This is a genomic window from Streptomyces sp. NPDC002309 (assembly GCF_053593375.1).
Genome location: NZ_JBSFCI010000061.1, coordinates 1 through 22,434 on the forward strand (window position 1 = coordinate 1; position 22,434 = coordinate 22,434).

Sequence of the window (22,434 nt, forward strand, 5' to 3'; positions counted from 1 at the left end):
GGGGCGCCGCCGGCCGCCTTCCCCCCGCCCCCCCCCCCGGGGCGCACCCCACCCGCACGAGCGGGGTCGGAGCCGGCCGTCCACGTTTCCGGGGACACCGCACGCGCCGATCCCAACTCCCTTACCTCAACTCTTACTTCACGCCTTGACGAGAATGGTCCATACCTTTAGTTTCACGGGGCGATACCTCCCCCGTCCGCGTACTCGGCCGTCCCCAGGGTGAACGTGGCGTCGAGCGTTGCCACCTGACGAACCATCCGCAGGTCGTCCGAGCGCGCGCTGACGCGAACCGCCACCCAAGGAGCGTCGTCCAGCATGCGCATCTCCCACCTCAGACGTCCCGGCACCCGACGGAACCCGATGGGCCGACTCACGGCCCTGGCCGCCCTCACCGCCGTCGTCGCGGCCCTGTTCACCGCGACTCCCGCCCAGGCCGCCGACGGCACGATCACCGGACTCGCCGGCAAGTGCGTCGACGTGGCGGGCGCCAACAGCGCCAACGGCACCGCCGTACAGCTCTACGACTGCAACGGGACCGGCGCCCAGGTCTGGTCCAACCCGGGTGACGGAACCCTGCGCGCCCTCGGCAAGTGCCTGGACGTGGTCGAGCGCAGCACCGCCGACGGCGCGTCGGTCCAGCTCTGGGACTGCTCCGGCGGCGCCAACCAGCAGTGGGTGGTCACCGGCGCGCGGGACATCGTCAATCCGGCCGCGAACAAGTGTCTCGACGTCCGGGGGAACAGCAGCGCCAACGCCACCCGGCTGCAGATCTGGAGCTGCACCGGCGCCGCGAACCAGAAGTGGAACGCGCCCGGCAGCGGCGGACCCACCAACCCGACCGGATTCGTGGTCTCCGAGGCCCAGTTCAACCAGATGTTCCCGGGCCGGAACTCGTTCTACACCTACAGCGGACTGACCGCCGCCCTGAGCGCCTACCCGGGCTTCGCCAAGACGGGCAGCGACACCGTGAGGAAGCAGGAGGCCGCCGCCTTCCTGGCCAACGTGAACCACGAGACCGGCGGTCTCGTCCACATCGTCGAGCAGAACCAGGCCAACTACCCGCACTACTGCGACTGGAACCAGTGGTACGGCTGCCCGGCCGGCCAGGCCGCCTACTACGGGCGCGGTCCCATCCAGCTGAGCTGGAACTTCAACTACAAGGCCGCGGGCGACTCGCTCGGCATCGACCTGCTCAACAACCCCTGGCTCGTGCAGAACGACGCGTCCGTGGCCTGGAAGACCGGCCTCTGGTACTGGAACACCCAGTCCGGCCCCGGCACCATGACCCCGCACAACGCCATGGTCAACGGCGCCGGCTTCGGCCAGACGATCCGCAGCATCAACGGCTCCCTGGAGTGCGACGGCAGGAACCCGGCCCAGGTCCAGAGCCGCGTGAGCGCCTACCAGCGGTTCACCTCGATCCTCGGGGTCTCCCCGGGCGGCAACCTCTACTGCTGACGGCGGCGCCGCCCCAGGAGGTGTGATGCGCAACGCAAGACCCTTAGCACGGGCCGTCCTCGGCGCGCTCGGTGCGATGGCGCTGCTCGTGGCCGTCCCGGCGACCGCCCACGCGAACGTTCTGCAACTGCTGCCGCAGAACGCCGACGGCCTCGAACAGTCCTTCTCCCCCGCCTACGACTACGACGGCGACGGCTGCTACGCCACCGCCGCGATCGGCGCCGACGGCACCCTCAACCCCGGTCTGAAGCTCGGCGGTGACGTCAACGGCCGCTGCCACGACTACGCCCAGCTGGCCAACGCCAACACGTACTCGCGCGCCAAGTGCAACAACGGCTGGTGCGCGGTGATGTACGCCAGCTACTTCGAGAAGGACCAGGTGACCCTCGGCCCCGGAGCCATCGGGCACACCCACGACTGGGAGCACGTGGTCGTGTGGGTCAACGGCAACGAGGCCCAGTACGTGTCCGTCTCCCAGCACAACACCTATGAGGTGGCGCACCGTTCGTCGATCAGGTTCGACGGCACCCATCCGAAGATCGTCTACCACAAGGACGGCATCGGGAGCCATTGCTTCCGGTTCGCGAGCGGCAACGACGAGCCGCCGGAGAACGCCACCGGCGGCTGGTTCTACCCGCGGCTCGTCGGCTGGAACGGCTACCCGGCCGGATACCGCGACAAGCTGATGAGCGCCGACTTCGGCTCGGCCACCATCAAGATCGACGACGGCGACTACCAGTACGCCCTCGCCCGCTCGATGCCCGCCGGAATCCCCTTCGACCCCAACGCCTGACACCCGTCACGGCCGGCGCCCCGCGCAACCGCGAGGGCGCCGGCCGTCCACGTGCTCCCCCCTTTGCCCCCACCCCGTTCCCCCGCGGTCCTCCTGACGTTACCGTTCGGTAGACAACACGCTCCGGAGGTGTCCCGCATGACGCTCGACCCTTTCGCCGGACTGGCGGAGACCGCCCGTGCGCTCGCCGACGGCGAGGTGACCTCGCGCGCGCTCGTCGAGGCGGCCCTGGCCCGGATCGAGGCGACGCAGGGCACGCTCAACGCCTTCCGGATCGTCCGGGCCGAGGCGGCGCTCGCCGAGGCCGGGGCCGCCGACCGCGAACTGGCCGCCGGTGCGCGACGGCCGCTCCTCGGCGTACCCGTGGCCGTCAAGGACGACATGGACGTGGCCGGCGAGCCCACCGCGTTCGGCTGCCCGGGCACCTTCGCCCCGGCCACCGAGGACTGCGAGGCGGTACGGCGGCTGCGCGCGGCCGGCGCGGTGATCGTCGGCAAGACCAACACCTGCGAACTCGGGCAGTGGCCGTTCACCGAGGGACCCGCGTTCGGCGCGACCCGCAATCCATGGAACACCCGGCACACGCCCGGCGGTTCGTCGGGCGGCTCGGCGGCGGCGGTCGCGGCCGGTCTGGTGCCGGCCGCGCTCGGCTCGGACGGCGCCGGGTCGGTGCGCATCCCGGCGTCCTGGAGCCATCTGGTCGGCATCAAGCCGCAACGCGGGCGCATCTCCACGTGGCCGCGCGGCGAGTCGTTCCACGGCATCACCGTCAACGGCACCCTGGCCCGTACGGTCGCGGACGCCGCCCTGCTGCTGGACTGCGCCAGTGGCAACCACGACCAGGACCCGCACCGCCCGCCCGAGGCCGATGTGTCCGGGGCCGTGGGCCGTGACCCCGGCCGGCTGCGCATCGCCCTCGCGCTGAAGCCGCCGTTCACCGCGGTGCCCGCCCGGCTGCACCCCGAGATCCGCGCACGGGTCGTCGAACTCGCCGAGAGACTCGCCGCGTCGGGCCACACCGTCGATGAGGCCGACCCGCCCTACGGCCGGATCGGGCTGACCTTCGTGCCCCGCGCCACGGCCGGTGTCGCGGACTGGGTCCGCGAGGCACCCGACGCCGCGCTGCTCGACCCGCGCACCCGGAGCGCCGCGCGGCTGGGCCGGCTGCTCGGCGGGGCCCCGCTGCGGGCCGCGCGGCGCGCGGAAACGGCGCTGCACCGCCGCATCGGCGCGTTCTTCTCGTCGTACGACGTGGTCCTGGCGCCGACCACGGCCGCTCCCCCGCTCCGGGTCGGCGCCCTGCTCCGGCTCGGCGGGCCGGCGACCGACCGAGCGATGATCGCGGCCTGCCCCTACGCCTGGCCGTGGAACGTGCTGGGCTGGCCCGGTGTCAACGTCCCGGCCGGCTTCGTGACCGGCGGTCTGCCGGTCGGCGCCCAGTTGCTCGGCCCCGCGAACAGCGAGCCGCTGCTCGTCTCGCTCGCCGCGCAGTTGGAGGCCGAGCTGCGCTGGCACGAGCTGCGCCCGCCGGAGCCGGTCACCTCCGAGTCCCCTGCGGCGTAAGGGTGTTCGCCCGCCCGTCGGCCGGGGCTTCACAGCCGCCGGTTACCGTGACCCCGTGACTGCCTTCACGGACGAGAACGTCCCCGGCCGCTTCGGCCCCACCGCCACCACCGCCTGCGACCCCCGCGAGGTGGGCCGGGTACGCACCGAGTACTCGCCCGCGCACGACGGCGACCCGGACCCCGGGGAGATCGTGTGGACGTGGGTGCCCTACGAGGAGAACGACGGGCGGGGCAAGGACCGCCCGGTGCTGGTGGTGGCCCGGGAGGCGGGGGGCACCTTCCTCGCGGTGCAGTTGTCGAGCAAGCGGCATGACGGTGACCGGGAGTGGGTGCCGATCGGGAACGGGCCCTGGGACCGGTCGGGACGGGACTCCTGGGTCGATGTGGACCGGGTGCTGCGGCTCCACGAGGAGGGCATGCGGCGGGAGGCGTGCGCCCTGGACCGGATGCGCTTCAACTCGGTCCGGCACCGGCTGCGTGAGCGCTACGGCTGGAGCTGACGATCCAGGAACGCGTGTTCGAAGGTACGGCGGGTGACCGCCCCCGCCGTGCGGTCCAGCACACCGAAGACCACATGCGCGAACCTGCCCGAGAATCGCCCGTCCGGCCCCAGCAGGTCCCGGAAGGCACCGGCGACCTGGGCCGGATCGTTCTGGAAGACGCCGCAGCCCCAGGCGCCCAGGACCACCCGCCGGTGGCCGTGGTGGGCGGCGACCTCCAGGACGCGCCCGGCACGTGCGGCGAGGGCGCTCGGCAGTTCGGCCGCCCGCCCGGGCACCGTACGGCGCACGACCCCCGCGTTGGGGGCGGCCGCCGTCAGGAAGGCGGCCGTGTACGGCTCGTCCAGCAGGCGGCCGCGGTCGTCGCGGAAGACCGGCACGGCCGGTGAGTGGATCACGCGGTCGGTGTAGAACGGATCGCGGTGGGTGCGGTGGTGGGCGTAGAACTCCGGGACCCGCCGCAGGCACGCGTACAGCGCGGAGGCGCGGCACAGGGCCTCCTCCTGCGCCTGGGCGCCGTTCAGGAAGCCGCCGCCGGGATTGCGCGCGGAGGCGAAGTTCAGCACCGCGGCGTCGCCGATCCGGCGGGCCGCCTCCAGACTGCTCTCGCCCGTGACCTCGACGACCGTGTCCACGACCGGCGCGGGCGGGACCGGCACCGGCTCGGGGCCGAGCATGCGGGTCGCGTCCCGCGCGGCCGCCACCGCCGCCGCGATGGAAACCGTACGACCGTTCGACGCCTGATAGGCGCCGGCGGTCACGATCTCCTCGGTCTCCCGCGCGATGCCGCGCAGGCGCGCGCTCATGGCGCCACCCCCGTGGGCGCCACGACCGCGTGCCCCGCGATCTCCCCCGTCGTGCTCATGAACGCATCGTGAGCGATGCTGGACCTGCGGTGCAACAGAGTTTCCCCCAGCCCCGGGGCGCGGCCATCCGGTCCGGGAAGTCCGGATACGCACTCTTGTACGACGCGACACGAGGGGCTTGGGTGGAACGAGTCTGCCGGTCCGACTTGCCGTTCTGGGGACCGGCGGCATGGTGGAATCTCAGGAGGATCCCGACATGTCCGACTCAGTCAGCGGCTGTACGGAACCCCGTACAGCCGTCACCGAAGCCGAGGTGGAGGCCCTGGTCCGGGGCATCTGCTTCAAGACCGGACCGCCGCGCACCGTCGGCGTCGAAGTGGAATGGCTCGTCCAAGAGCTGCGCGACCCGCGGCTCCCCGTCACACCCGAACGACTCGAAGCGGCGTACGCCGCACTGCGCACCGTCCCGCTGAGGTCGGCGCTGACCGTCGAACCCGGCGGCCAACTGGAGCTGAGCTCTCCGCCCGCCGCCTCCCTGACGGAGTGCGTGGACACCGTCTCCGCCGATCTGCGCGCCGTCCGCGCGGGACTGCGCGAACTCGGCCTCGGCATCCTCGGCATCGGCCACGACCCGTGGCACGCCCCGCGCAGATTCCTGCGGGAGCCGCGCTACCAGGCGATGGAGACCTTCCTCGACCGCACCGGCCCGGCCGGTCGCGCCATGATGTGCACCTCGGCCTCGGTCCAGGTGTGCCTGGACGCCGGGTACGAGGAGCCCGGACCGCTGGGCCACGTACGGCGCTGGTGGCTGGCGCACCACCTGGGCGCCGTCCTGCTGGCGGCCTTCGCCAACTCCCCGCTGGCCCGCCGCGAGCCCACCGGCTGGCTCTCCACCCGGCAGCTGCGCTGGGTCCAGATCGGCGCGGGCCGGGCGGGCGCGCCCGCCCTCGACGCCGAACCGCGGGGCGCCTGGGCCCGGCACGTACTCGACTCCCAGGTGATGTGCGTACGGGAGGACGACGGCCCGTGGCACGTCCCGCACGGGCTGACCTTCCGGGAGTGGACGAGGTCGGGCACGCCCAGGCCCCCCACCTGGGACGACCTCGGCTACCACCTGACCACGCTGTTCCCGCCGGTCCGCCCGCGCGGCCATCTGGAACTGCGCATGATCGACGCGCAGCCCGGCGAGGACGGGTGGATCGTGCCGCTCGCGGTGACGACGGCACTGTTCGACGACCCGGAGGCCGCGGAGACCGCCTACCGCACGGTCAAACCGCTGACCGAACGCGCCGGGACCGTGCCCGCCCCGCACAACCCGCTGTGGCTCGACGCGGCCCGGTACGGGCTCGCCGACCCGGAGTTGCACGAGGTGGCCGTGGCCTGTTTCGCGGCGGCCCTGCGGGCGCTGCCCCGGATCGGCGCGTCGACCGCGGTGACGGACGCCGTCGCGGCGTACCAGGACCGCTATGTCCTCCGGGGCCGCTGCCCCGCCGACGATCTGCTCGACATGCGGCGCGGCGACGGCCGCCGTCCGCAAGGGAAGGACCCCCGCACATGAACGACCCCGCCATCGACACCGAGACGGACAGCGAGATCGACAGCGAGGCCTTCCGGGAGCGCGCCCTGGCGTCGCTCGTCACCGCGCGGGACCGCACCACGCTGCTCACCGGTTGCGTCGAGGAACCCGACCTGACCGCGCAGCACTCTCCGCTCATGTCCCCGCTGGTGTGGGACCTCGCGCACATCGGCAACCAGGAAGAGCTCTGGCTGCTGCGCGCGGTCGCCGGCCAGGAGGCGATACGGCCCGAGATAGACAACCTGTACGACGCCTTCGAGCACCCGCGCGCGGAGCGGCCCAAGCTGCCGCTGCTGGCGCCCGGTGAGGCGCGACTGTACGCGGCCGAGGTGCGCGGCCGGGCCCTGGACGTGCTGGCCGGCACCGCGTTCCACGGCACCCGGCTCACGGAGGCGGCCTTCGCCTTCGGCATGATCGCGCAGCACGAGCAGCAGCACGACGAGACCATGCTGATCACCCACCAGCTCCGCAAGGGCCCGCAGGTGCTGCACGCCCCCGACCCGGAGCCCGTGCCGCTCCACACCGGACCGGCCGAAGTGCTGGTGCCCAAAGGCCCGTTCACCATGGGCACCTCCACCGAGCCCTGGGCGCTGGACAACGAACGGCCCGCGCACCGGCGCGAGGTGGCGGCGTTCTGGATCGACACCACGCCGGTGACGAACGGCGCGTACCAGGCGTTCATCGAGGACGGCGGCTACGACGACGACCGCTGGTGGACGGTCGACGGCTGGGGGCACGTCCGGCGCACCGCCGTCAAGGCGCCGCTGTTCTGGCACCGGGACGGCGGGCAGTGGCTGCGGCGCCGCTTCGGCGTCACCGAGGTGGTGCCGCCCGACGAGCCGGTGCTCCACGTGTCCTGGTACGAGGCGGACGCGTACGCCCGCTGGGCCGGGCGGCGGCTGCCCACCGAGACCGAGTGGGAGAAGGCCGCCCGGTTCGACCCGGCGACCGGCCGCTCGACGCGCTACCCGTGGGGTGACGCCGACCCCACGCCCGAGCACGCCAACCTGGGCCAGCGCCATCTGCGCCCGGCACCGGCCGGAAGCTACCCGAAGGGCGAGTCGCCGCTGGGCGTGCGGCAGTTGATCGGTGACGTGTGGGAGTGGACGTCCAGCGACTTCGGGCCCTACCCGGGTTTCGAGCCCTTCCCGTACAAGGAGTACTCGGAGGTCTTCTTCGGGCCCGAGCACAAGGTGCTGCGCGGCGGCTCCTTCGCCGTGGACCAGGTGGCCTGCCGGGGCACCTTCCGCAACTGGGACTACCCGGTCCGGCGGCAGATCTTCTCCGGCTTCCGCACGGCGCGCCCGGGTGATGTCTGATGTGCCGTCACCTGGCGTACACCGGGCCCGAGCAGTCCCTCGGCGCGTTGCTGACGGAGCCCCCGTCCGGCCTGTACCGGCAGTCCTGGGCGCCCCGGCGGCAGCGGTACGGAACCGTCAACGCCGACGGATTCGGCGTGGGCTGGTACGCGCAGGGCGATCCGCTGCCCGCCCGTTACCGCAGGGCCGGGCCCGTCTGGGCGGATCTGTCCTTCGCCGACCTGGCCCGGGTCGTCCGCACCCGGACGCTGCTCGCCGCCGTGCGGGACGCGACGCTGGCGGGCGCCGACGCGGAGGCCGCCGCGGCGCCCTTCACCGCGGGCACCTGGCTGTTCAGTCACAACGGCGCGGTCCTCGGCTGGCCCCATTCCCTGGCCGGCCTGGCCCGGAGCCTGCCGGCCGTGGACCTGCTGTCCCTGGAGGCCCGCAACGACTCCGCACTCGTGTGGGCGCTCGTCCTCGCCCGGCTGCGCGCCGGTGACCATCCGGGCCGGGCGCTGGCCGACACCGTCCCCGAGGTCGCGGCGGCGGCCCCGGGCTCCCGGCTGAACCTGCTCCTGACCGACGGAGCGTCCATCGCCGCGACGACCTGGGGCGACAGCCTCTGGTATCTCCGCCCGCCGGGCGGCGGCACGGTCGTCGCCTCGGAGCCGTACGACGACGACCCCCGCTGGCACGAGGTGCCCGACCGCTCCCTGCTGGTGGCGAGCGACACCGATGTGCAGCTCACCCCGCTCAAGGAGCCGAGCGACGCCTCGGCCGCCCCACCCTCGAAGGAGCCCCGCACGTGAGTCCGTTCCTTCTCACCCGCACCCTGCCCGAGGACGCCACCGAGGCCGCGCTGCGCGCCGATGTCCTCAGGGGCCTGACGAGTTCGCCCAAGTCGCTGCCTCCGAAGTGGTTCTACGACGCCGAGGGCAGCGAGCTCTTCGAGCGGATCACCGAACTGCCGGAGTACTACCCGACCCGGGCCGAGCGGGAGATCCTCATCGACCGCGCCCCCGAGATCGCCGCGGCGAGCGGCGCCCGCACCCTGGTCGAACTGGGCTCCGGTTCCTCGGAGAAGACCCGGCACCTGCTCGACGCGCTCACCGGGCTGCGCATGTACGTCCCGGTCGATGTCAGCGACAGTGCCCTCACCCAGGCCGGTGAGGCGCTCGTCGCCGAGCGGCCCGGTCTCCACGTGCACGCGCTGATCGCCGACTTCACGGTGGCGCTCGAACTGCCGGAGACGCCCGGTCCACGGTTGGTGGCGTTCCTCGGCGGCACGATCGGCAACCTCCTGCCGGACGAGCGCGCCACGTTCCTCGCCTCGATCCGCTCCCTGCTCTCCCCCGGCGACGCGCTGCTGCTCGGCACCGACCTGGTCAAGGACGAGCAGGTGCTGGTCCGGGCGTACGACGACGCGGCCGGTGTGACGGCCGCGTTCAACAAGAACGTCCTGTCGGTGGTCAACCGTGAGCTGGGCGCCGACTTCGATCCCGGCGCCTTCGCCCACGTGGCCCTGTGGGACGCCGGGAACGAGTGGATCGAGATGCGGCTGCGCTCGCTGACCTCGCAGACCGTGAAGATCCCCTCCCTCGACCTGGCCGTCGACTTCGCGGCGGGCGAGGAACTGCGCACCGAGGTCTCGGCGAAGTTCCGCCAGGAGCGGGTGCGCGGCGAACTCTCCGCCGCAGGGCTGGATCTGGCCCACTGGTGGACGGACGGCGAGGGACGATTCGCGCTGTCGCTGAGCACCGCCGCCTGATTCAGCCGAAGGGGACCGCCGGCGCCTGAGTGATCCTCCGGGAGGCGCGGCGGGCCCGCGTCGCCGGATCGGCGCCGGTGAGCACCTCGGTCATGTACTCCTTGATGGGGTTGTCCGCCTCGACGGCCGCCCACTCGGGTGTACTGGGGGTCGCCCGCCCCTGCGCGGCACCCGCCGCCATGGCGGCGACCCCCTCCTCGCCCGCGACGGCCGCCTCGCGCTCCGCCGCCACTTGGGGCACGGTGGAATGACGCGGGAGACGATCGACGCGTTCGTCGCCGCGCGGAGAGGAGCGACCGCATGTCGAATCACACCTACCGGGTCACGGACCTCGTCGGCACCTCGCCCGAGGGCATGGAACAGGCCGTCCGCAACGGCATCGACCGTGCCTCGCGGACCCTGCGCAATCTGGACTGGTTCGAGGTGACGGAAGTGCGGGGCCAGTTGGAGAACGGGCAGATCGCACACTGGCAGGTGAGCATGAAGGTCGGTTTCCGCCTGGACGAGTCCGACTGAGATCCGGACCCGTCAGGTCCGGCCCTCACGCTCCTGCGCCACCTGGAGCTCCTCGGACGGGGTCGCCCAGCGCGCCCGTACGACGGTGAACCCGGCCCGCTCCACGTCATCGCACACGAGTTCGTCGTCGTCCACGAGCATCCGGACCACCCGGGTCCGGGCGATCCTGCGCAGTGTCTCCAGCTTGGTGAGCCGGGCGGGTCTGCGGTCGGCGTCGCGCCGCATGTGGACCCGCCCCTCGGGCAGCCCCTGGGCCGCGAGCCAGTCGAGCGTGTCCTGCCGGCACCGTTCGGGCCGTCCGGTCAGATACACGACCTCGCACTCCTCGGCGCTCGCCCGGGCCATCGCGACGCCCTCGGCGAGCGGCGGGTCCGCGGGCGCGGCGGCGAAGAAGCCGTCCCAGTCCCGCGGCCTGCGCTCCAGGAAGCGCTGCCGGTGGGCCGTGTCGGCAAGGGTGTTGTCCAGGTCGAACACGGCGATCGGGCGTTTCTCTCGAGCTGTCACACGCCTACCTTAGACAGGCCCGCCGCCCCGCCGCGGTCGTCCGCTCCTGGCGCGGCGGCCTCATAGCGCGGCCTGCTGCTCGGCCCGCACCTCCACCGCGCCGTCGACCGCGTCCACCCGGGCCCGGTCGCCCGGCTTCAGGTCGCCCGACAGCAGCAGGTCGGCGAGGCGGTCGTCGACCTCGCGCTGGATGGTGCGGCGCAACGGGCGCGCCCCGAAGGCCGGCTGGTGACCGATGTCGGCCAGCAGGTCCTCGGCGGCGTCGGTGACCTCCAGGGTGACGTCCTGGGCGTGCAGCCGGCGCCGGGTGTGCTCCAGAAGCAGTTCGACGATCTCGCGCAGCTGGGCGCGGTCCAGGCCGCGGAAGACGATGATCTCGTCGATCCGGTTGAGGAACTCCGGCCGGAAGTGCAGGTCGAGCACGTCCATCACCGACTCGCGCACCGCGGCGTAGTCCTCGACACCCGCGGCGAGGATGCGGTCGGCGCCGATGTTGGACGTCATGATCACGACGGTGTTCTTGAAGTCGACCGTGCGGCCCTGCGCGTCGGTCAGCCGTCCGTCGTCCAGCAGCTGCAACAGCGTGTTGAACACGTCCGGGTGGGCCTTCTCCACCTCGTCCAGCAGGAGCACGGCGTACGGCTGCCTGCGCACCGCCTCGGTCAGCTGGCCCGCCTCCTCGTGGCCGACGTATCCGGGAGGGGCGCCGACCAGCCGGGAGACGGTGTGCCGCTCCTGGAACTCGCTCATGTCCAGGCGGATCATCCGGTTCTCGTCGCCGAACAGCGCGGCGGCCAGGGCGCGGGCCAGCTCGGTCTTGCCGACGCCGGTCGGGCCGAGGAAGAGGAAGCTGCCGACGGGCCGGTTCGGGTCGCTCATGCCGGCCCGGGCCCGCCGTACGGCACGCGCCACGGCGGTGATCGCCTCGTCCTGGCCGACGACCCGCTCGTGGAGGTGCTCCTCCAGCTTCATCAGCCGCTCCCGCTCCTCCTCGGTGAGCTCGGCCACGGGGATCCCGGTGGTGCGGGACACGACCTCGGCGATGTCGCCGGCGGTGACCTCGGGTGTCCGCGCCTCCGCCTTGCCGGCCTCGGCGAGCCGCTCCTCGTCCTCCTTGACCCGGTCGCGCAGTTCCCTGGCCCGCTCGTACTCCTCGTCCGCGACGGCCTGGTCCTTCTCCCGGTTCAGGGCGGCGATCCGGTCCTCGATCTCACGGGTGTCCGCGAGCGGGGTCCGGGAGCGCAGCCGCACCCGGGCGGCGGCCTGGTCCATCAGGTCGATCGCCTTGTCGGGCAGGAAACGGGAGGTGATGTACCGGTCGGACAGCTCCGCCGCCGCGACGAGCGCCTCGTCGGTGATCCGGACCTGGTGGTGGGCCTCGTAGCGGTCGCGCAGTCCGTGCAGGATCGCCACGGTGTCGTCGACCGACGGCTCGCCGACCAGGATCGGGGCGAAGCGGCGCTCCAGGGCCGCGTCCTTCTCGATGTGCTTGCGGTACTCGTCGATCGTGGTGGCGCCGATGAGGTGCAGTTCACCTCGGGCCAGGGCGGGTTTGAGCATGTTGCCCGCGTCCAGCGCGCCCTCGCCGCCGCCACCGGCGCCGACGACCGTGTGCAACTCGTCGAGGAAGAGCACCAGTTCGTCGGCGTGCTCGGAGACCTCGTCGAGCAGCTTCTTCAGCCGCTCCTCGAACTCGCCGCGGTACTTGGTGCCGGCCACCATTGCGGCCAGGTCCAGCGAGACGAGGCGCTTGCCGGCCAGCGTCTTCGGCACGTCGTCGGCGGCGATGCGCTGGGCGATGCCCTCGACGACGGCGGTCTTGCCGACGCCGGGGTCGCCGATGAGGACGGGGTTGTTCTTGCTGCGCCGGGAGAGCACCTCGATGGTCTGCTCGACCTCGTCGTCCCGGCCGATCACGGGGTCCAGCCGGCCCGCGCGGGCGTCCTCGGTGAGGTCACGGCCGTATTCGTCGACGGTCGGCGTGCTGCTGGGTGCCTTGGGCTCGCCCGTGCCCTCGCTGGGCAGCCTCGCGCCCTCCCAGCCGCCGGCGGCGAGCGCCTCGCCCGCCGTCGACTCCGGGTTGGCGGCGACGGCGCGCAGCAGGTGCTCGGGGCCGATGTAGGAGGAGCCCTCGGCGCGGGATATCCGGTAGGCGTCGAGCAGGGCCCGTTTGGCGGCCGGGGTGAGCGTCCCCGGCTCGGTCCTCTCGGCCCCCTCGGTGGCACCGCCGAGGCGTTCGCGGAGCCGGTCGGGGTCGGTGCCGGCCTCGGTGAGCAGCCGCCGGGTGGAGTCGTGCCCGGTGGCCGCGGCGAGCAGGTGCCGGGCGTCGAGTTCCTCGCCGCCCTCCACGGCGGCGAGGTGCCTGCCCTCGGCGACCAGCTCACGGGCCCGTTCCGACAGCAGGCTGCCGATGTCGACGCGCTGCGCCCGCCGGGCGGCGGAGGCCGGTGCGGCGTCGCCGAAGAACCGGAACAAAAGCTCGTCGAACTCCTCGAAGGGACTGCGTCCGAAACCGAAACCGGGACTCGTCATGGTCACGGCCTTCCTCGCGCGGGGCGACAGGCATCCTTCATTCCAAGCTCGCACAGAGCCGTAACCGCCGCACCCGCGCCCGTCACCGGGCCATCTGGCATAGAATTGCGGGGTTTATCCCCCACCGGAACCGAAGGCCGGAGCGCGCCGCCATGTCCGACCCCCACGATCCCTGCGTCCGGGTGCGCGGCGCCCGCGAGCACAATCTCAAGGACGTCGACGTCGACGTCCCGCGTGACGTCGTGGCCGTGTTCACCGGGGTGTCCGGCTCCGGGAAGTCGTCACTGGCCTTCGGGACGATCTACGCCGAGGCTCAGCGGCGCTACTTCGAGTCGGTCGCGCCGTACGCCCGACGGCTGATCCACCAGGTCGGTGCGCCGAAGGTCGGTGAGATCACCGGGCTGCCTCCCGCGGTCTCCCTGGAGCAGCGCCGCTCGGCGCCGACGTCCCGGTCGTCGGTCGGCACGGTCACGAACCTCTCCAACTCGCTGCGGATGCTCTTCTCCCGGGCCGGCGACTACCCGCCCGGCGAGGAGCGGCTGGACTCGGACGCCTTCTCGCCCAACACGGCGGCCGGGGCGTGCCCGCGGTGCCAGGGGCTCGGCCTGGTGCACCGTACGACGGAGGCGTCGCTGGTGCCCGACCCGTCGCTGTCGATCCGCGAGGGCGCGATCGCCGCGTGGCCGGGTGCCTGGCAGGGCAAGAACCTGCGGGACATCCTCGACGCGCTCGGGTACGACGTGGACCGGCCGTGGCGCGAACTGCCCGCCGGGCAGCGGGAGTGGATCCTGTTCACGGACGAGCAGCCGGTCGTCACGGTCCACCCGGTGCGCGAGGCGGACCGCATCCAGCGCCCGTACCAGGGCACGTACATGAGTGCCCGGCGCTATGTCATGAAGACCTTCTCCGACTCCAGGAGCCCAGCGCTGCGGGCCAGGGCGGAGCGCTTCCTGACCGGCGCGCCGTGCCCGGCCTGCGGCGGCAGCCGGCTGCGGCCCGAGGCGCTGGCGGTGACTTTCGGGGGCCGTACGATCGCGGAGCTGGCCGCGCTGCCGCTGTCCCGTCTGGCCGACGCCCTCGTCGCCACCGACGAGACGGCCCGGGTCCTCACCGACGACCTCAGGTCCCGGATCGCCCCCGTCGCCGAACTCGGCCTCGACTACCTCAGCCTCGACCGTGCCACCCCGACCCTCTCGGCCGGCGAACTGCAGCGGCTGCGCCTCGCGACCCAGTTGCGCTCGGGGCTGTTCGGCGTGGTGTACGTCCTGGACGAGCCGTCGGCGGGGCTTCACCCGGCGGACACGGAGGCCCTGCTCACGGTGCTGGCGCGGCTCAAGTCCGCCGGGAACTCGGTGTTCGTGGTGGAGCACCACCTCGACGTGGTGCGCGACGCCGACTGGATCGTGGACGTCGGCCCGCTCGCGGGTGAGCACGGCGGCCAGGTGCTGTACAGCGGGCCGGTCGCCGGTCTCGCGGAGGTGGCGGACTCGGCGACGGCCCGTTTCCTCTTCGACGACTCCCCCACGCCGGTGCGTGAAGTGCGCGCGCCACGGGGCCGGTTGAAGGTCGGGCCGGTCACGCGGCACAACCTGCGCGGGGTGACGGCGGAGTTCCCCCTGGGGGTGTTCACGGCGGTGACGGGGGTGTCGGGGTCGGGGAAGTCCACGCTCATCGGCGAGATCACGGAGGAGCGGGCGGGCGTGGGACGCCTGGTCTCGGTCGACCAGCGGCCGATCGGCCGCACCCCGCGCTCCAACCTGGCGACCTACACGGGCCTGTTCGACGCCGTCCGCAAGGTGTTCGCCGGCACCGACGCGGCACGCGAACGCGGCTACGGCGTCGGGCGGTTCTCCTTCAACGTGGCGACAGGACGCTGCGAGACCTGCCAGGGCGAGGGGTTCGTCAGCGTCGAGCTGCTGTTCCTGCCCAGCACCTACACACCGTGCCCCGAGTGCGGCGGGGCCCGCTACAACGCCGAGACGCTGGAGGTGACATACCGGGGACGGAACATCGCGCAGGTGCTGGACCTGACCGTCGAGGCCGCCGCGGAGTTCTTCGCGGACCACCCCGGGGTCTCGCGCAGCCTCGGGACACTGCTGGACGTGGGGCTCGGCTATCTGCGGCTCGGGCAGCCCGCGACGGAGCTGTCCGGAGGGGAGGCCCAGCGCATCAAGCTGGCCGGGGAGTTGCAGCGGGGCCGCCGCGGCCACACCCTCTATCTCCTCGACGAGCCGACGACCGGTCTGCACCCCGCCGACGTCGAGCTGCTGATGCGCCGGCTGCACGGTCTCGTGGACGCCGGGCACACCGTGGTCGTCGTCGAGCACGACATGTCGGTGGCGGCCGGCGCGGACTGGGTGATCGACCTCGGGCCCGGCGGCGGCGAGGCGGGCGGACACGTGGTCGCGGCGGGAACGCCGGCGGAGGTGGCGGGAGCGGGCGGAAGCCGGACCGCGCCGTATCTGGCCCGCGCTCTGCCGGGCGGGCGGTAGGGGACGAAGGCCCTCCGGCCGCCCGAGGGGGGCGTCCCTCGGGCGGCCGGAGGACCTTCGTAGGGGCGGCGGCCGGGAACCGCCGGCTAGGACGCCAGTACCGTGTGCGTCCAGCCCGGCTCCGGGGTCGCCGCGGGCTGCGCGGCGCGGGCCAGGGCCCGGCGGTCGGGAAGGCTGCCCGGAAGGATCGGCTCCCGGACCTCCACCTCGGCGATCAGACCGCGCGACGTCATCACCCGCCACAGGGAGGACAGCAGGGAGTCCTCGCCGACGAAGGCCGGGGCCGTGCTGGCGTGGCCGTCGGCGAGGCGGTAGTGGATGCTGACCGGCTGGACGGGGACCCCGGCGTCCAGCGCGGCCTGGAAGACGGCCCGGCGGAACGTGCCCTGGGCCCGGCCGCACCAGGTGCTGCCCTCGGGGAAGACGCCGACCGCGGCCCCGGACCGCAGCAGGTCGGCGATGTGCGCGACCGTGGCCGGAAGGGTGCGCAGACGGTCGCGCTCGATGAACACGACACCGGCGCTCGCGGCCAGCGGGCCGGCGACCGGCCACCGCCGTATCTCGGTCTTGGCGATCATGCGGGCCGGGCGGACCGACGCGAGCAGCGGGATGTCCAGCCAGGAGATGTGGTTGGCGACCAGCAGCAGACCACCGGTGGGCGCGGCGGAGCCGTTGATCCGGACCCGGACCCCGGCCGCCCGGGCGATGGTCCGGGCCCACCGGCGCACCCACGGGGCGGGAACGCGCGCGCCGAGCGGCAGCAGGACGATCCCGGCGAGCAGCAGCACCAGCACGGCGGTGAACCGCAGTACGCCCAGCACCGCCACCCTGCCCCGCCCCGCGGGCTCCACACACGCCCTGGGGGTGCAGGGCGCGCTGGGCAGCCAGACGCTCATCAGGCCGGGACGAGCGAGAGGAAGTGCTTCAGATAGCGGGGGTTGACCCGCCGCATCGACAGCAGCACGTACATGTCGGCCACGCCGAAGTCGGCGTCGTGGGCCGGCTCGCCGCACACCCAGGCGCCGAGGCGCACGTAGCCGCGCAGCAGCGGCGGCAGCTCGGTGCGCTCCGCGGGGCGGGTGACGCCGTCCGCGGACCACGGCAGCAGCGGCCGTACGCGGTACTCCTCGGGGGCCAGGTTCTTCACCTGGACCCGGTCCCAGGTGGCGGCGGCGAGGGCCCCGCCGTCGGCCAGCGGGATGGAGCAGCAGCCGGCGAGCCACTCGTGGCCCCGGTCGACCATGTAGCGCGCTATCCCCGCCCAGATCAGGCCGATGACGGTGCCGTCGCGGTGGTCCGGGTGCACGCAGGAGCGGCCGACCTCGACGAGGCCCGGGCGGATCGGGTCGAGGCGGGTCAGGTCGAACTCGCCCTCGGAGTAGAGCCCGCCGGCCACGGAGGCGCGCTCGGGCGGCAGCAGCCGGTAGGTGCCGACGACCTGGCCGGTGAGCGTGTCGCGGACCAGCAGGTGGTCGCAGTACGCGTCGAAGGGGTCGATGTCGAGGCCCGGCTGCGGGGAGGACAGCGTCGCGCCCATCTCGCCGGCGAAGACGTCGTGCCGCAGCTTCTGCGCCGCACGCACGTCGTCCTCGCCGCGGGCGAGGGTGACGGTGTAGCGGGTGGGTGCCGCTGGCTGCGGGGGACGGTCGAGGGTGGAAACGCCGGTCATGGCACACTCCTGGTCACGGGCCGGTTCGACGACGGCAGCGGGCGGGCCGGGTCGTTCGGCCTGCCGCCACAGTTCTTCCTATGCCGGTTGGCGTGCGCGTTACCTGTGCCCGGAGCGGGGATGTGCGGATGTTGAATGCCAGGGGTGGGCAGAAAAGCGAGACGGGACCGGGGATGAGCACCACTCCCGGTCCCGCCCGTCCGCACCGAGTCGGCGAACGTCTCTCCTACCTGCGCGGCGCTACTTCTTGGCCGCCTTGCGGGTGGCGCGCAGCCACTCCTTGTTCATGCCGGTGATGGACATCAGCGGGATGCCCTTGGGGCAGGCTGTGGCGCACTCGCCGGTGAGCGTGCAGCCGCCGAAGCCCTCCGCGTCCATGGTCGCGACCATGTCGAGGACGCGGGTCTCGCGCTCCGGCGAACCCTGCGGCAGCACATTGAGGTGGTTGATCTTCGCCGAGGTGAAGAGCATCGCCGCGCCGTTGGGGCAGGCCGCGACGCACGCGCCGCAGCCGATGCACTCCGCGTGCTCGAAGGCGTAATCGGCGTCCGCCTTCGGGACCGGGGTGGAGTGCGCCTCCGGCGCGGCACCGGTCGGGGCGGAGATGTAACCACCGGACTGGATGATCCGGTCGAAGGCCGAGCGGTCCACGACCAGGTCCTTCACCACCGGGAAGGCCGAGGCGCGCCAAGGCTCGATGTCGATGGTGTCGCCGTCCTTGAAGGACCGCATGTGCAGTTGGCAGGTGGTGGTGCGCTCGGGGCCGTGCGCGTCGCCGTTGATGACGAGCGAGCAGGCACCGCAGATGCCCTCGCGGCAGTCGTGGTCGAAGGCCACGGGGTCCTCGCCACGCAGGATGAGTTCCTCGTTGAGGGTGTCGAGCATCTCCAGGAACGACATGTCCTGCGAGATGTTGTCCACCTCGTAGGTGGCCATGGCACCGGGGGCGTCGCCGTTCTTCTGGCGCCAGACGCGCAGTTTGAGCTTCATGCGTAGCTCCGCTGAGTGGGGTGGACGTACTCGAAGACGAGGTCTTCCTTGTGCAGGACGGGAGGGGTGCCGGTGCCCGTGAACTCCCAGGCCGCGGCGTACGAGTACTCGTCGTCCTTCCGCGCCGCCTCGCCGTCGGGGGTCTGGGACTCCTCGCGGAAGTGACCGCCGCAGGACTCCGAGCGGTCGAGCGCGTCGAGGCACATCAGCTCGGCGAGCTCCAGGTAGTCGATGACCCGGTTGGCCTTCTCCAGCGACTGGTTGAACTCCTCGCCGACGCCGGGGACCTTGATCCGGCGCCAGAACTCCTCACGGATCTCCGGGATCCGCTCGAGCGCCTTGCGCAGGCCCTCCTCGGTACGAGCCATGCCGCAGTACTCCCACATCAACTCGCCCAACTCGCGGTGGAAGGAGTCAGGGGTGCGGTCGCCGTCGACGGACAGCAGCCGGTTGAGCCGGTTCTCGGTCTCGACCACCACTTCCTCGACGTCGGGGTGCTCGACCGTGATCTCTTCCTGGTGCGGGTTGCGGGCGAGGTAGTCGTTGATCGTCGACGGGAGGACGAAGTACCCGTCCGCGAGGCCCTGCATCAGCGCGGAGGCGCCGAGACGGTTGGCCCCGTGGTCGGAGAAGTTGGCCTCGCCGATCGCGAACAGGCCCGGGACCGTGGTCTGCAGGTCGTAGTCGACCCACAGGCCGCCCATCGTGTAGTGCACGGCGGGGTAGATCCGCATCGGCACCTCGTAGGGGTTCTCCGCGGTGATCTGCTGGTACATGTCGAAGAGGTTGCCGTACTTCTCCTCGACCTTCTTGCGGCCCATACGCTTGATGGCGTCGGCGAAGTCGAGGTAGACGCCCTGGCCGCCGGGTCCGACGCCGCGGCCCTCGTCGCAGACGTTCTTCGCGGCACGGGAGGCGATGTCGCGGGGCACGAGATTGCCGAAGGACGGGTAGATGCGCTCCAGGTAGTAGTCGCGGTCGTGCTCGGGGATCTCGTTCGGCGACCGGTGGTCGCCCTTGGCCCTCGGTACCCAGATACGGCCGTCGTTGCGGAGCGACTCGCTCATCAGCGTCAGCTTGGACTGGTGGTCGCCGGTGCGCGGGATGCAGGTGGGGTGGATCTGCGTGAAGCAGGGGTTCCCGAAGTACGCGCCGCGCCGGTGGGCACGCCACACGGCGGTCGCGTTGGAGTTCATGGCGTTCGTCGACAGGTAGAAGACGTTGCCGTAGCCCCCGGACGCCAGGACCACCGCGTCGGCGAAGTAGGTGTCGATCTTGCCGGTGATCAGGTCACGCGCGACGATTCCGCGGGCCTTGCCGTCGACGACGATCAGGTCGAGCATCTCGGTGCGGGCGTGCATCTCGACGTTGCCCGCCGCTATCTGCCGGGACAGCGCCTGGTAGGCGCCGAGCAGCAACTGCTGGCCCGTCTGGCCACGCGCGTAGAAGGTACGGGAGACCTGGACACCACCGAAGGAGCGGGTGTCGAGGAGACCGCCATACTCGCGGGCGAAGGGCACGCCCTGTGCGACGCACTGGTCGATGATCTCGACGGAGACCTGGGCCAGGCGGTGGACGTTGGACTCGCGGGCGCGGAAGTCTCCGCCCTTGACCGTGTCGTAGAAGAGACGGTGGATGGAGTCGCCGTCGTTGCGGTAGTTCTTCGCCGCGTTGATGCCACCCTGGGCGGCGATCGAGTGGGCGCGCCGCGGGGAGTCCTGGTAGCAGAACTGGACGACGTGGTAGCCCTGCTCCGCGAGGGTGGCTCCGGCGGAGCCGCCGGCCAGGCCGGTGCCCACCACGATCACGGTGTGCTTGCGGCGGTTGGCCGGGTTGACCAGCTTCGCCTCGAAACGGCGGCGGTCCCAGCGCTCGGCGATAGGCCCGGAGGGCGCCTTGGTGTCGGCGATCGGCTCGCCGGTCGCGAATGCCGTGTAGTCGGCGTAGTCGTTCATGTTCAGCGCACCAATCCGGTCATGACGGCGACAGGCACCGTGATGAACCCCGCCGTGAGCACCAGGGCGGTGAGGTTTCCAGTCATCTTGAGAATGCGGTCGCGGCTGGCGCTGCCCGCACCGAGAGTCTGGGCGGCGCTCCAGAAGCCGTGCTGGATGTGCAGACCGAGGGCCAGCTGCGCCGCTATGTAGATCACGTTGCCGTACCAGGTGGAGAAGGTCGCGACGACGTTCTCGTACACCATCCCCGGCTGTGCGTTCTCGTTGACCGTCAGCGTGGTCAGATCCAGCAGATGCCAGACGAGGTAGAGGGCCAGGGTGATGCCGCCCCAACGCATGATGTGCGTGGCATAGCTCGCCCGGGCCTTCTTGTGGACGTACTTGCTGGGGCGGGCCTTGATGTCCAGCCGGCTGAGCTGGTACGCCGACACGATGTGCGCGACGAGGGCGACGAGCATCACCACGCGGAGGATCCACAGGGCCCAGCCGTAGTGCAGGACCGGCTCCCCCATGGTGCGCAGCCAGTGGGAGTACTCGTTGAACTCTTTGGGACCGAAGAAGATCTTGAGGTTACCGACCATATGGGCCAGCAGGTAACCGAGCATGATCAGGCCACTCACGGCCATGACCACCTTCTTGCCGACGGTCGATCCCCAGAAGGAGCGCGCCAAGGACGGCCGTCGGTCCGTCCGCGTTGCCAGAGCCATGGAGGGGAGGCTAAACGAACCGGAAATCATCAGTCCAAGACATGGTTCAGCTTGATTCGATAGCCCTGTCCTATGCTCTCAGGATGCAATTCCAGCAACTCCAGTACTTCGTGGCAGTGGCCGAGACCCGGCACTTCACCCGGGCCGCGGATCTCGTCCATGTCGCCCAGCCGTCGCTGTCGCAGCAGATCAAGGCCCTGGAGCGGGAGCTGGGGGCCGATCTGTTCCGTCGGGCACGCGGCAACATCACGCTGACCGACGCGGGCGAGGCCCTGCTGCCGCTGGCCCGGCGGATCCTGGCCGACGCGGACACGGCACGGCACGAGGTGCAGGAGCTGGTGCAGCTGCGGCGGGGGCGGGTGCGGCTGGGGGCCACGCCCAGCGTGTGCACGGGGTTGCTGCCGGACGTGCTGCGGGCCTTCCACGACCGCTATCCGGGCATCCAGCTCCTGGTCGAGGAGAGCGGCTCGCACGATCTCGTACGGCATCTCGCGCGCGGCGCGCTCGATCTCGCCCTCGTCGTGCTGCCGCTGCCGACGCCGTCACCGGCGCTGACGACGGTGGAGCTGCTGCGGGAGGACCTGGTGGTGGTCTCGTCGCCGGAGGCGTCCCCTCCGGGCGCGGGGCGGCGGACGGTGCAGATCGCCGATCTGGAGGGCGAACGGCTCGTGATGTTCCGGCACGGGTACGACCTGCGGGAGCTGACCGTCGCCGCGTGCCGCTCCGCGGGGTTCGAGCCGGACTTCGCGGTGGAGGGCGGGGAGATGGACGCCGTGCTGGGGTTCGTGCGGGCGGGGCTGGGGGTGGCCGTCGTTCCGCGAATGGTCGCCGCGCGGGCCGGGCGGGGCCTGCGGGTCACTCCGCTGGCCCCGCCCGGACTGCACCGGACGATCGCGCTGGCACACCGCAGCGATGTGGCTCCGCCTCGGGCGGCTCGGGAGCTGCACCGGATGCTGCTGGAGCGGTGAGGGGGTTTTGTGCGGGTTCGCGCCGTTGTGCCGTGGCGCCGTTGTGCCGTGGCGCCGTGGCGCCGTGGCGCCGGGTGCGGGTGGGTGGGGGCTGGTCGCGCAGTTCCCCGCGCCCCTGAGGGCGTGGTGGCGCAGGGCACACGAACACAGACCCCTCGGCCCCTGAGGGCGTGGTGGCGCGGCGCGCATGAACACAGCCCGGCGCCCCTGGGGCGTGGTGGCGCGGGGCGCATGAACGCAGGGCCCGCGCCCCTGAGGGCCTGGTGGCGCGGGGCACTGCGAGGGTGCCGTGTGATGGCGCCCCCGCACGGCACCGGCCTGCGTCGGCGGGGTG

At 72.2% G+C, this 22,434-nt stretch carries 20 protein-coding genes and 1 pseudogene; 11 read left to right on the plus strand and 10 right to left on the minus strand.

Going from position 1 to position 22,434, the window contains the following annotated elements:
• Nucleotides 1-173 precede the first annotated feature (173 nt).
• Nucleotides 174-317 carry a hypothetical protein gene (locus tag ACWCPM_RS32270; RefSeq protein WP_450979814.1) on the minus strand — a complete coding sequence of 48 codons (144 nt, stop codon included), beginning with the start codon at nt 315-317 and terminating at the stop codon, nt 174-176.
• Nucleotides 318-360: 43 nt separating this feature from the next.
• On the opposite strand from ACWCPM_RS32270, the gene ACWCPM_RS32275 reads away from it, so the two are divergent.
• The 4 genes from ACWCPM_RS32275 (at nt 361) to ACWCPM_RS32290 (ending at nt 4,316) form a co-directional block, all read left to right on the plus strand.
• Nucleotides 361-1,458 (plus strand): glycoside hydrolase family 19 protein, encoded by a 1,098-nt coding sequence (locus tag ACWCPM_RS32275; protein ID WP_450979837.1) that lies wholly within the window; start codon nt 361-363, stop codon nt 1,456-1,458.
• 25 nt (nt 1,459-1,483) lie between these two features.
• Nucleotides 1,484-2,251 (plus strand): NPP1 family protein, encoded by a 768-nt coding sequence (locus tag ACWCPM_RS32280; protein WP_450979815.1) that lies wholly within the window; start codon nt 1,484-1,486, stop codon nt 2,249-2,251.
• Between the two features lie 138 nt (nt 2,252-2,389).
• Complete coding sequence (locus ACWCPM_RS32285) at nt 2,390-3,814, plus strand: amidase (RefSeq protein WP_450979816.1); 1,425 nt, start codon at nt 2,390-2,392, stop codon at nt 3,812-3,814.
• 55 nt (nt 3,815-3,869) lie between these two features.
• On the plus strand, nt 3,870-4,316 hold the full coding sequence (locus ACWCPM_RS32290; protein WP_450979817.1) for a type II toxin-antitoxin system PemK/MazF family toxin: 447 nt from the start codon (nt 3,870-3,872) through the stop codon (nt 4,314-4,316).
• Here the strand turns inward: ACWCPM_RS32290 and ACWCPM_RS32295 are convergent.
• Nucleotides 4,301-5,122 (minus strand): TIGR02452 family protein, encoded by an 822-nt coding sequence (locus tag ACWCPM_RS32295; RefSeq protein WP_450979818.1) that lies wholly within the window; start codon nt 5,120-5,122, stop codon nt 4,301-4,303. The genes ACWCPM_RS32290 and ACWCPM_RS32295 overlap by 16 nt on opposite strands.
• A 256-nt stretch (nt 5,123-5,378) precedes the next feature.
• Between ACWCPM_RS32295 and egtA the strand changes: the two genes are divergently transcribed.
• Genes egtA through egtD form a run of 4 tightly spaced genes read left to right on the plus strand, consistent with a single transcriptional unit; the run spans nt 5,379 to nt 9,767 of the window.
• Nucleotides 5,379-6,680 carry an ergothioneine biosynthesis glutamate--cysteine ligase EgtA gene (gene egtA, locus ACWCPM_RS32300; RefSeq protein ID WP_450979819.1) on the plus strand — a complete coding sequence of 434 codons (1,302 nt, stop codon included), beginning with the start codon at nt 5,379-5,381 and terminating at the stop codon, nt 6,678-6,680.
• The gene (gene egtB, locus ACWCPM_RS32305; RefSeq protein WP_450979820.1) at nt 6,677-8,017 is read left to right on the plus strand and encodes an ergothioneine biosynthesis protein EgtB; all 1,341 of its coding nucleotides are present in this window, start codon (nt 6,677-6,679) and stop codon (nt 8,015-8,017) included. The genes egtA and egtB overlap by 4 nt, the downstream gene beginning before the upstream one ends.
• Nucleotides 8,017-8,808: an ergothioneine biosynthesis protein EgtC gene (gene egtC / locus ACWCPM_RS32310; protein ID WP_450979821.1), complete on the plus strand. Its 792-nt coding sequence runs from the start codon at nt 8,017-8,019 to the stop codon at nt 8,806-8,808. The genes egtB and egtC overlap by 1 nt, the downstream gene beginning before the upstream one ends.
• Entirely contained in the window at nt 8,805-9,767 is a 963-nt protein-coding gene (egtD, locus tag ACWCPM_RS32315) for an L-histidine N(alpha)-methyltransferase (RefSeq protein WP_450979822.1), read from the plus strand. Before egtC ends, egtD begins: the two co-directional genes overlap by 4 nt.
• 1 nt (nt 9,768) lies before the next feature.
• On the opposite strand, the pseudogene ACWCPM_RS32320 reads toward egtD, so the two are convergent.
• A pseudogene (locus ACWCPM_RS32320) lies at nt 9,769-9,978 on the minus strand (extracellular solute-binding protein); the annotation flags it as partial.
• Nucleotides 9,979-10,067: 89 nt separating this feature from the next.
• Between ACWCPM_RS32320 and ACWCPM_RS32325 the strand changes: the two are divergent.
• Nucleotides 10,068-10,283: a dodecin gene (locus ACWCPM_RS32325; protein ID WP_450979823.1), complete on the plus strand. Its 216-nt coding sequence runs from the start codon at nt 10,068-10,070 to the stop codon at nt 10,281-10,283.
• Between the two features lie 12 nt (nt 10,284-10,295).
• Here the strand turns inward: ACWCPM_RS32325 and ACWCPM_RS32330 are convergent, their stop codons facing one another.
• Together ACWCPM_RS32330 and ACWCPM_RS32335 are read right to left on the minus strand one after the other, a co-directional pair.
• Nucleotides 10,296-10,787: a phosphatase domain-containing protein gene (locus ACWCPM_RS32330; protein WP_450979824.1), complete on the minus strand. Its 492-nt coding sequence runs from the start codon at nt 10,785-10,787 to the stop codon at nt 10,296-10,298.
• A gap of 60 nt (nt 10,788-10,847) precedes the next feature.
• Nucleotides 10,848-13,319 (minus strand): ATP-dependent Clp protease ATP-binding subunit, encoded by a 2,472-nt coding sequence (locus ACWCPM_RS32335; protein ID WP_450979825.1) that lies wholly within the window; start codon nt 13,317-13,319, stop codon nt 10,848-10,850.
• Nucleotides 13,320-13,471: 152 nt separating this feature from the next.
• On the opposite strand from ACWCPM_RS32335, the gene ACWCPM_RS32340 reads away from it, so the two are divergent.
• Complete coding sequence (locus tag ACWCPM_RS32340) at nt 13,472-15,811, plus strand: ATP-binding cassette domain-containing protein (RefSeq protein ID WP_450979826.1); 2,340 nt, start codon at nt 13,472-13,474, stop codon at nt 15,809-15,811.
• 86 nt (nt 15,812-15,897) lie between these two features.
• Here ACWCPM_RS32340 and ACWCPM_RS32345 read toward each other — a convergent pair whose 3' ends face one another.
• The 5 genes from ACWCPM_RS32345 to ACWCPM_RS32365 all read right to left on the minus strand — a co-directional run bounded on the left by ACWCPM_RS32345 (nt 15,898) and on the right by ACWCPM_RS32365 (nt 21,132).
• Nucleotides 15,898-16,707, minus strand: a complete 810-nt coding sequence (locus tag ACWCPM_RS32345) for a lysophospholipid acyltransferase family protein (protein WP_450979827.1) — start codon at nt 16,705-16,707, stop codon at nt 15,898-15,900.
• Nucleotides 16,707-17,480, minus strand: coding sequence for a GNAT family N-acetyltransferase (locus ACWCPM_RS32350; RefSeq protein ID WP_450979828.1), 774 nt, complete (start codon nt 17,478-17,480; stop codon nt 16,707-16,709). The genes ACWCPM_RS32345 and ACWCPM_RS32350 overlap by 1 nt, the downstream gene beginning before the upstream one ends.
• Nucleotides 17,481-17,720: 240 nt before the next feature.
• Nucleotides 17,721-18,470 (minus strand): succinate dehydrogenase/fumarate reductase iron-sulfur subunit, encoded by a 750-nt coding sequence (locus ACWCPM_RS32355; RefSeq protein WP_450979829.1) that lies wholly within the window; start codon nt 18,468-18,470, stop codon nt 17,721-17,723.
• Entirely contained in the window at nt 18,467-20,425 is a 1,959-nt protein-coding gene (locus ACWCPM_RS32360; RefSeq protein ID WP_450979830.1) for a fumarate reductase/succinate dehydrogenase flavoprotein subunit, read from the minus strand. The genes ACWCPM_RS32355 and ACWCPM_RS32360 overlap by 4 nt, the downstream gene beginning before the upstream one ends.
• A 2-nt stretch (nt 20,426-20,427) precedes the next feature.
• On the minus strand, nt 20,428-21,132 hold the full coding sequence (locus ACWCPM_RS32365; protein WP_450979831.1) for a succinate dehydrogenase cytochrome b subunit: 705 nt from the start codon (nt 21,130-21,132) through the stop codon (nt 20,428-20,430).
• An 83-nt stretch (nt 21,133-21,215) separates the two neighbouring features.
• Between ACWCPM_RS32365 and ACWCPM_RS32370 the strand changes: the two genes are divergently transcribed.
• Complete coding sequence (locus ACWCPM_RS32370) at nt 21,216-22,100, plus strand: LysR family transcriptional regulator (RefSeq protein ID WP_450979832.1); 885 nt, start codon at nt 21,216-21,218, stop codon at nt 22,098-22,100.
• Nucleotides 22,101-22,434: the final 334 nt, after the last annotated feature.

What these genes read in the sequence shown, in the direction of transcription:
- egtA (WP_450979819.1), top strand. Translation starts at nt 5,379, where the DNA reads ATGTCCGACTCAGTCAGCGGCTGTACGGAACCCCGTACAGCCGTCACC.
- ACWCPM_RS32295 (WP_450979818.1), bottom strand. Translation starts at nt 5,122, where the DNA reads ATGAGCGCGCGCCTGCGCGGCATCGCGCGGGAGACCGAGGAGATCGTG.
- ACWCPM_RS32285 (WP_450979816.1), top strand. Translation starts at nt 2,390, where the DNA reads ATGACGCTCGACCCTTTCGCCGGACTGGCGGAGACCGCCCGTGCGCTC.
- ACWCPM_RS32360 (WP_450979830.1), bottom strand. Translation starts at nt 20,425, where the DNA reads ATGAACGACTACGCCGACTACACGGCATTCGCGACCGGCGAGCCGATC.
- ACWCPM_RS32280 (WP_450979815.1), top strand. Translation starts at nt 1,484, where the DNA reads ATGCGCAACGCAAGACCCTTAGCACGGGCCGTCCTCGGCGCGCTCGGT.
- ACWCPM_RS32275 (WP_450979837.1), top strand. Translation starts at nt 361, where the DNA reads ATGGGCCGACTCACGGCCCTGGCCGCCCTCACCGCCGTCGTCGCGGCC.
- ACWCPM_RS32335 (WP_450979825.1), bottom strand. Translation starts at nt 13,319, where the DNA reads ATGACGAGTCCCGGTTTCGGTTTCGGACGCAGTCCCTTCGAGGAGTTC.
- egtB (WP_450979820.1), top strand. Translation starts at nt 6,677, where the DNA reads ATGAACGACCCCGCCATCGACACCGAGACGGACAGCGAGATCGACAGC.
- ACWCPM_RS32270 (WP_450979814.1), bottom strand. Translation starts at nt 317, where the DNA reads ATGCTGGACGACGCTCCTTGGGTGGCGGTTCGCGTCAGCGCGCGCTCG.
- ACWCPM_RS32340 (WP_450979826.1), top strand. Translation starts at nt 13,472, where the DNA reads ATGTCCGACCCCCACGATCCCTGCGTCCGGGTGCGCGGCGCCCGCGAG.
- egtC (WP_450979821.1), top strand. Translation starts at nt 8,017, where the DNA reads ATGTGCCGTCACCTGGCGTACACCGGGCCCGAGCAGTCCCTCGGCGCG.
- ACWCPM_RS32345 (WP_450979827.1), bottom strand. Translation starts at nt 16,707, where the DNA reads ATGAGCGTCTGGCTGCCCAGCGCGCCCTGCACCCCCAGGGCGTGTGTG.
- ACWCPM_RS32355 (WP_450979829.1), bottom strand. Translation starts at nt 18,470, where the DNA reads ATGAAGCTCAAACTGCGCGTCTGGCGCCAGAAGAACGGCGACGCCCCC.
- ACWCPM_RS32350 (WP_450979828.1), bottom strand. Translation starts at nt 17,480, where the DNA reads ATGACCGGCGTTTCCACCCTCGACCGTCCCCCGCAGCCAGCGGCACCC.
- ACWCPM_RS32365 (WP_450979831.1), bottom strand. Translation starts at nt 21,132, where the DNA reads ATGGCTCTGGCAACGCGGACGGACCGACGGCCGTCCTTGGCGCGCTCC.
- ACWCPM_RS32370 (WP_450979832.1), top strand. Translation starts at nt 21,216, where the DNA reads ATGCAATTCCAGCAACTCCAGTACTTCGTGGCAGTGGCCGAGACCCGG.
- ACWCPM_RS32325 (WP_450979823.1), top strand. Translation starts at nt 10,068, where the DNA reads ATGTCGAATCACACCTACCGGGTCACGGACCTCGTCGGCACCTCGCCC.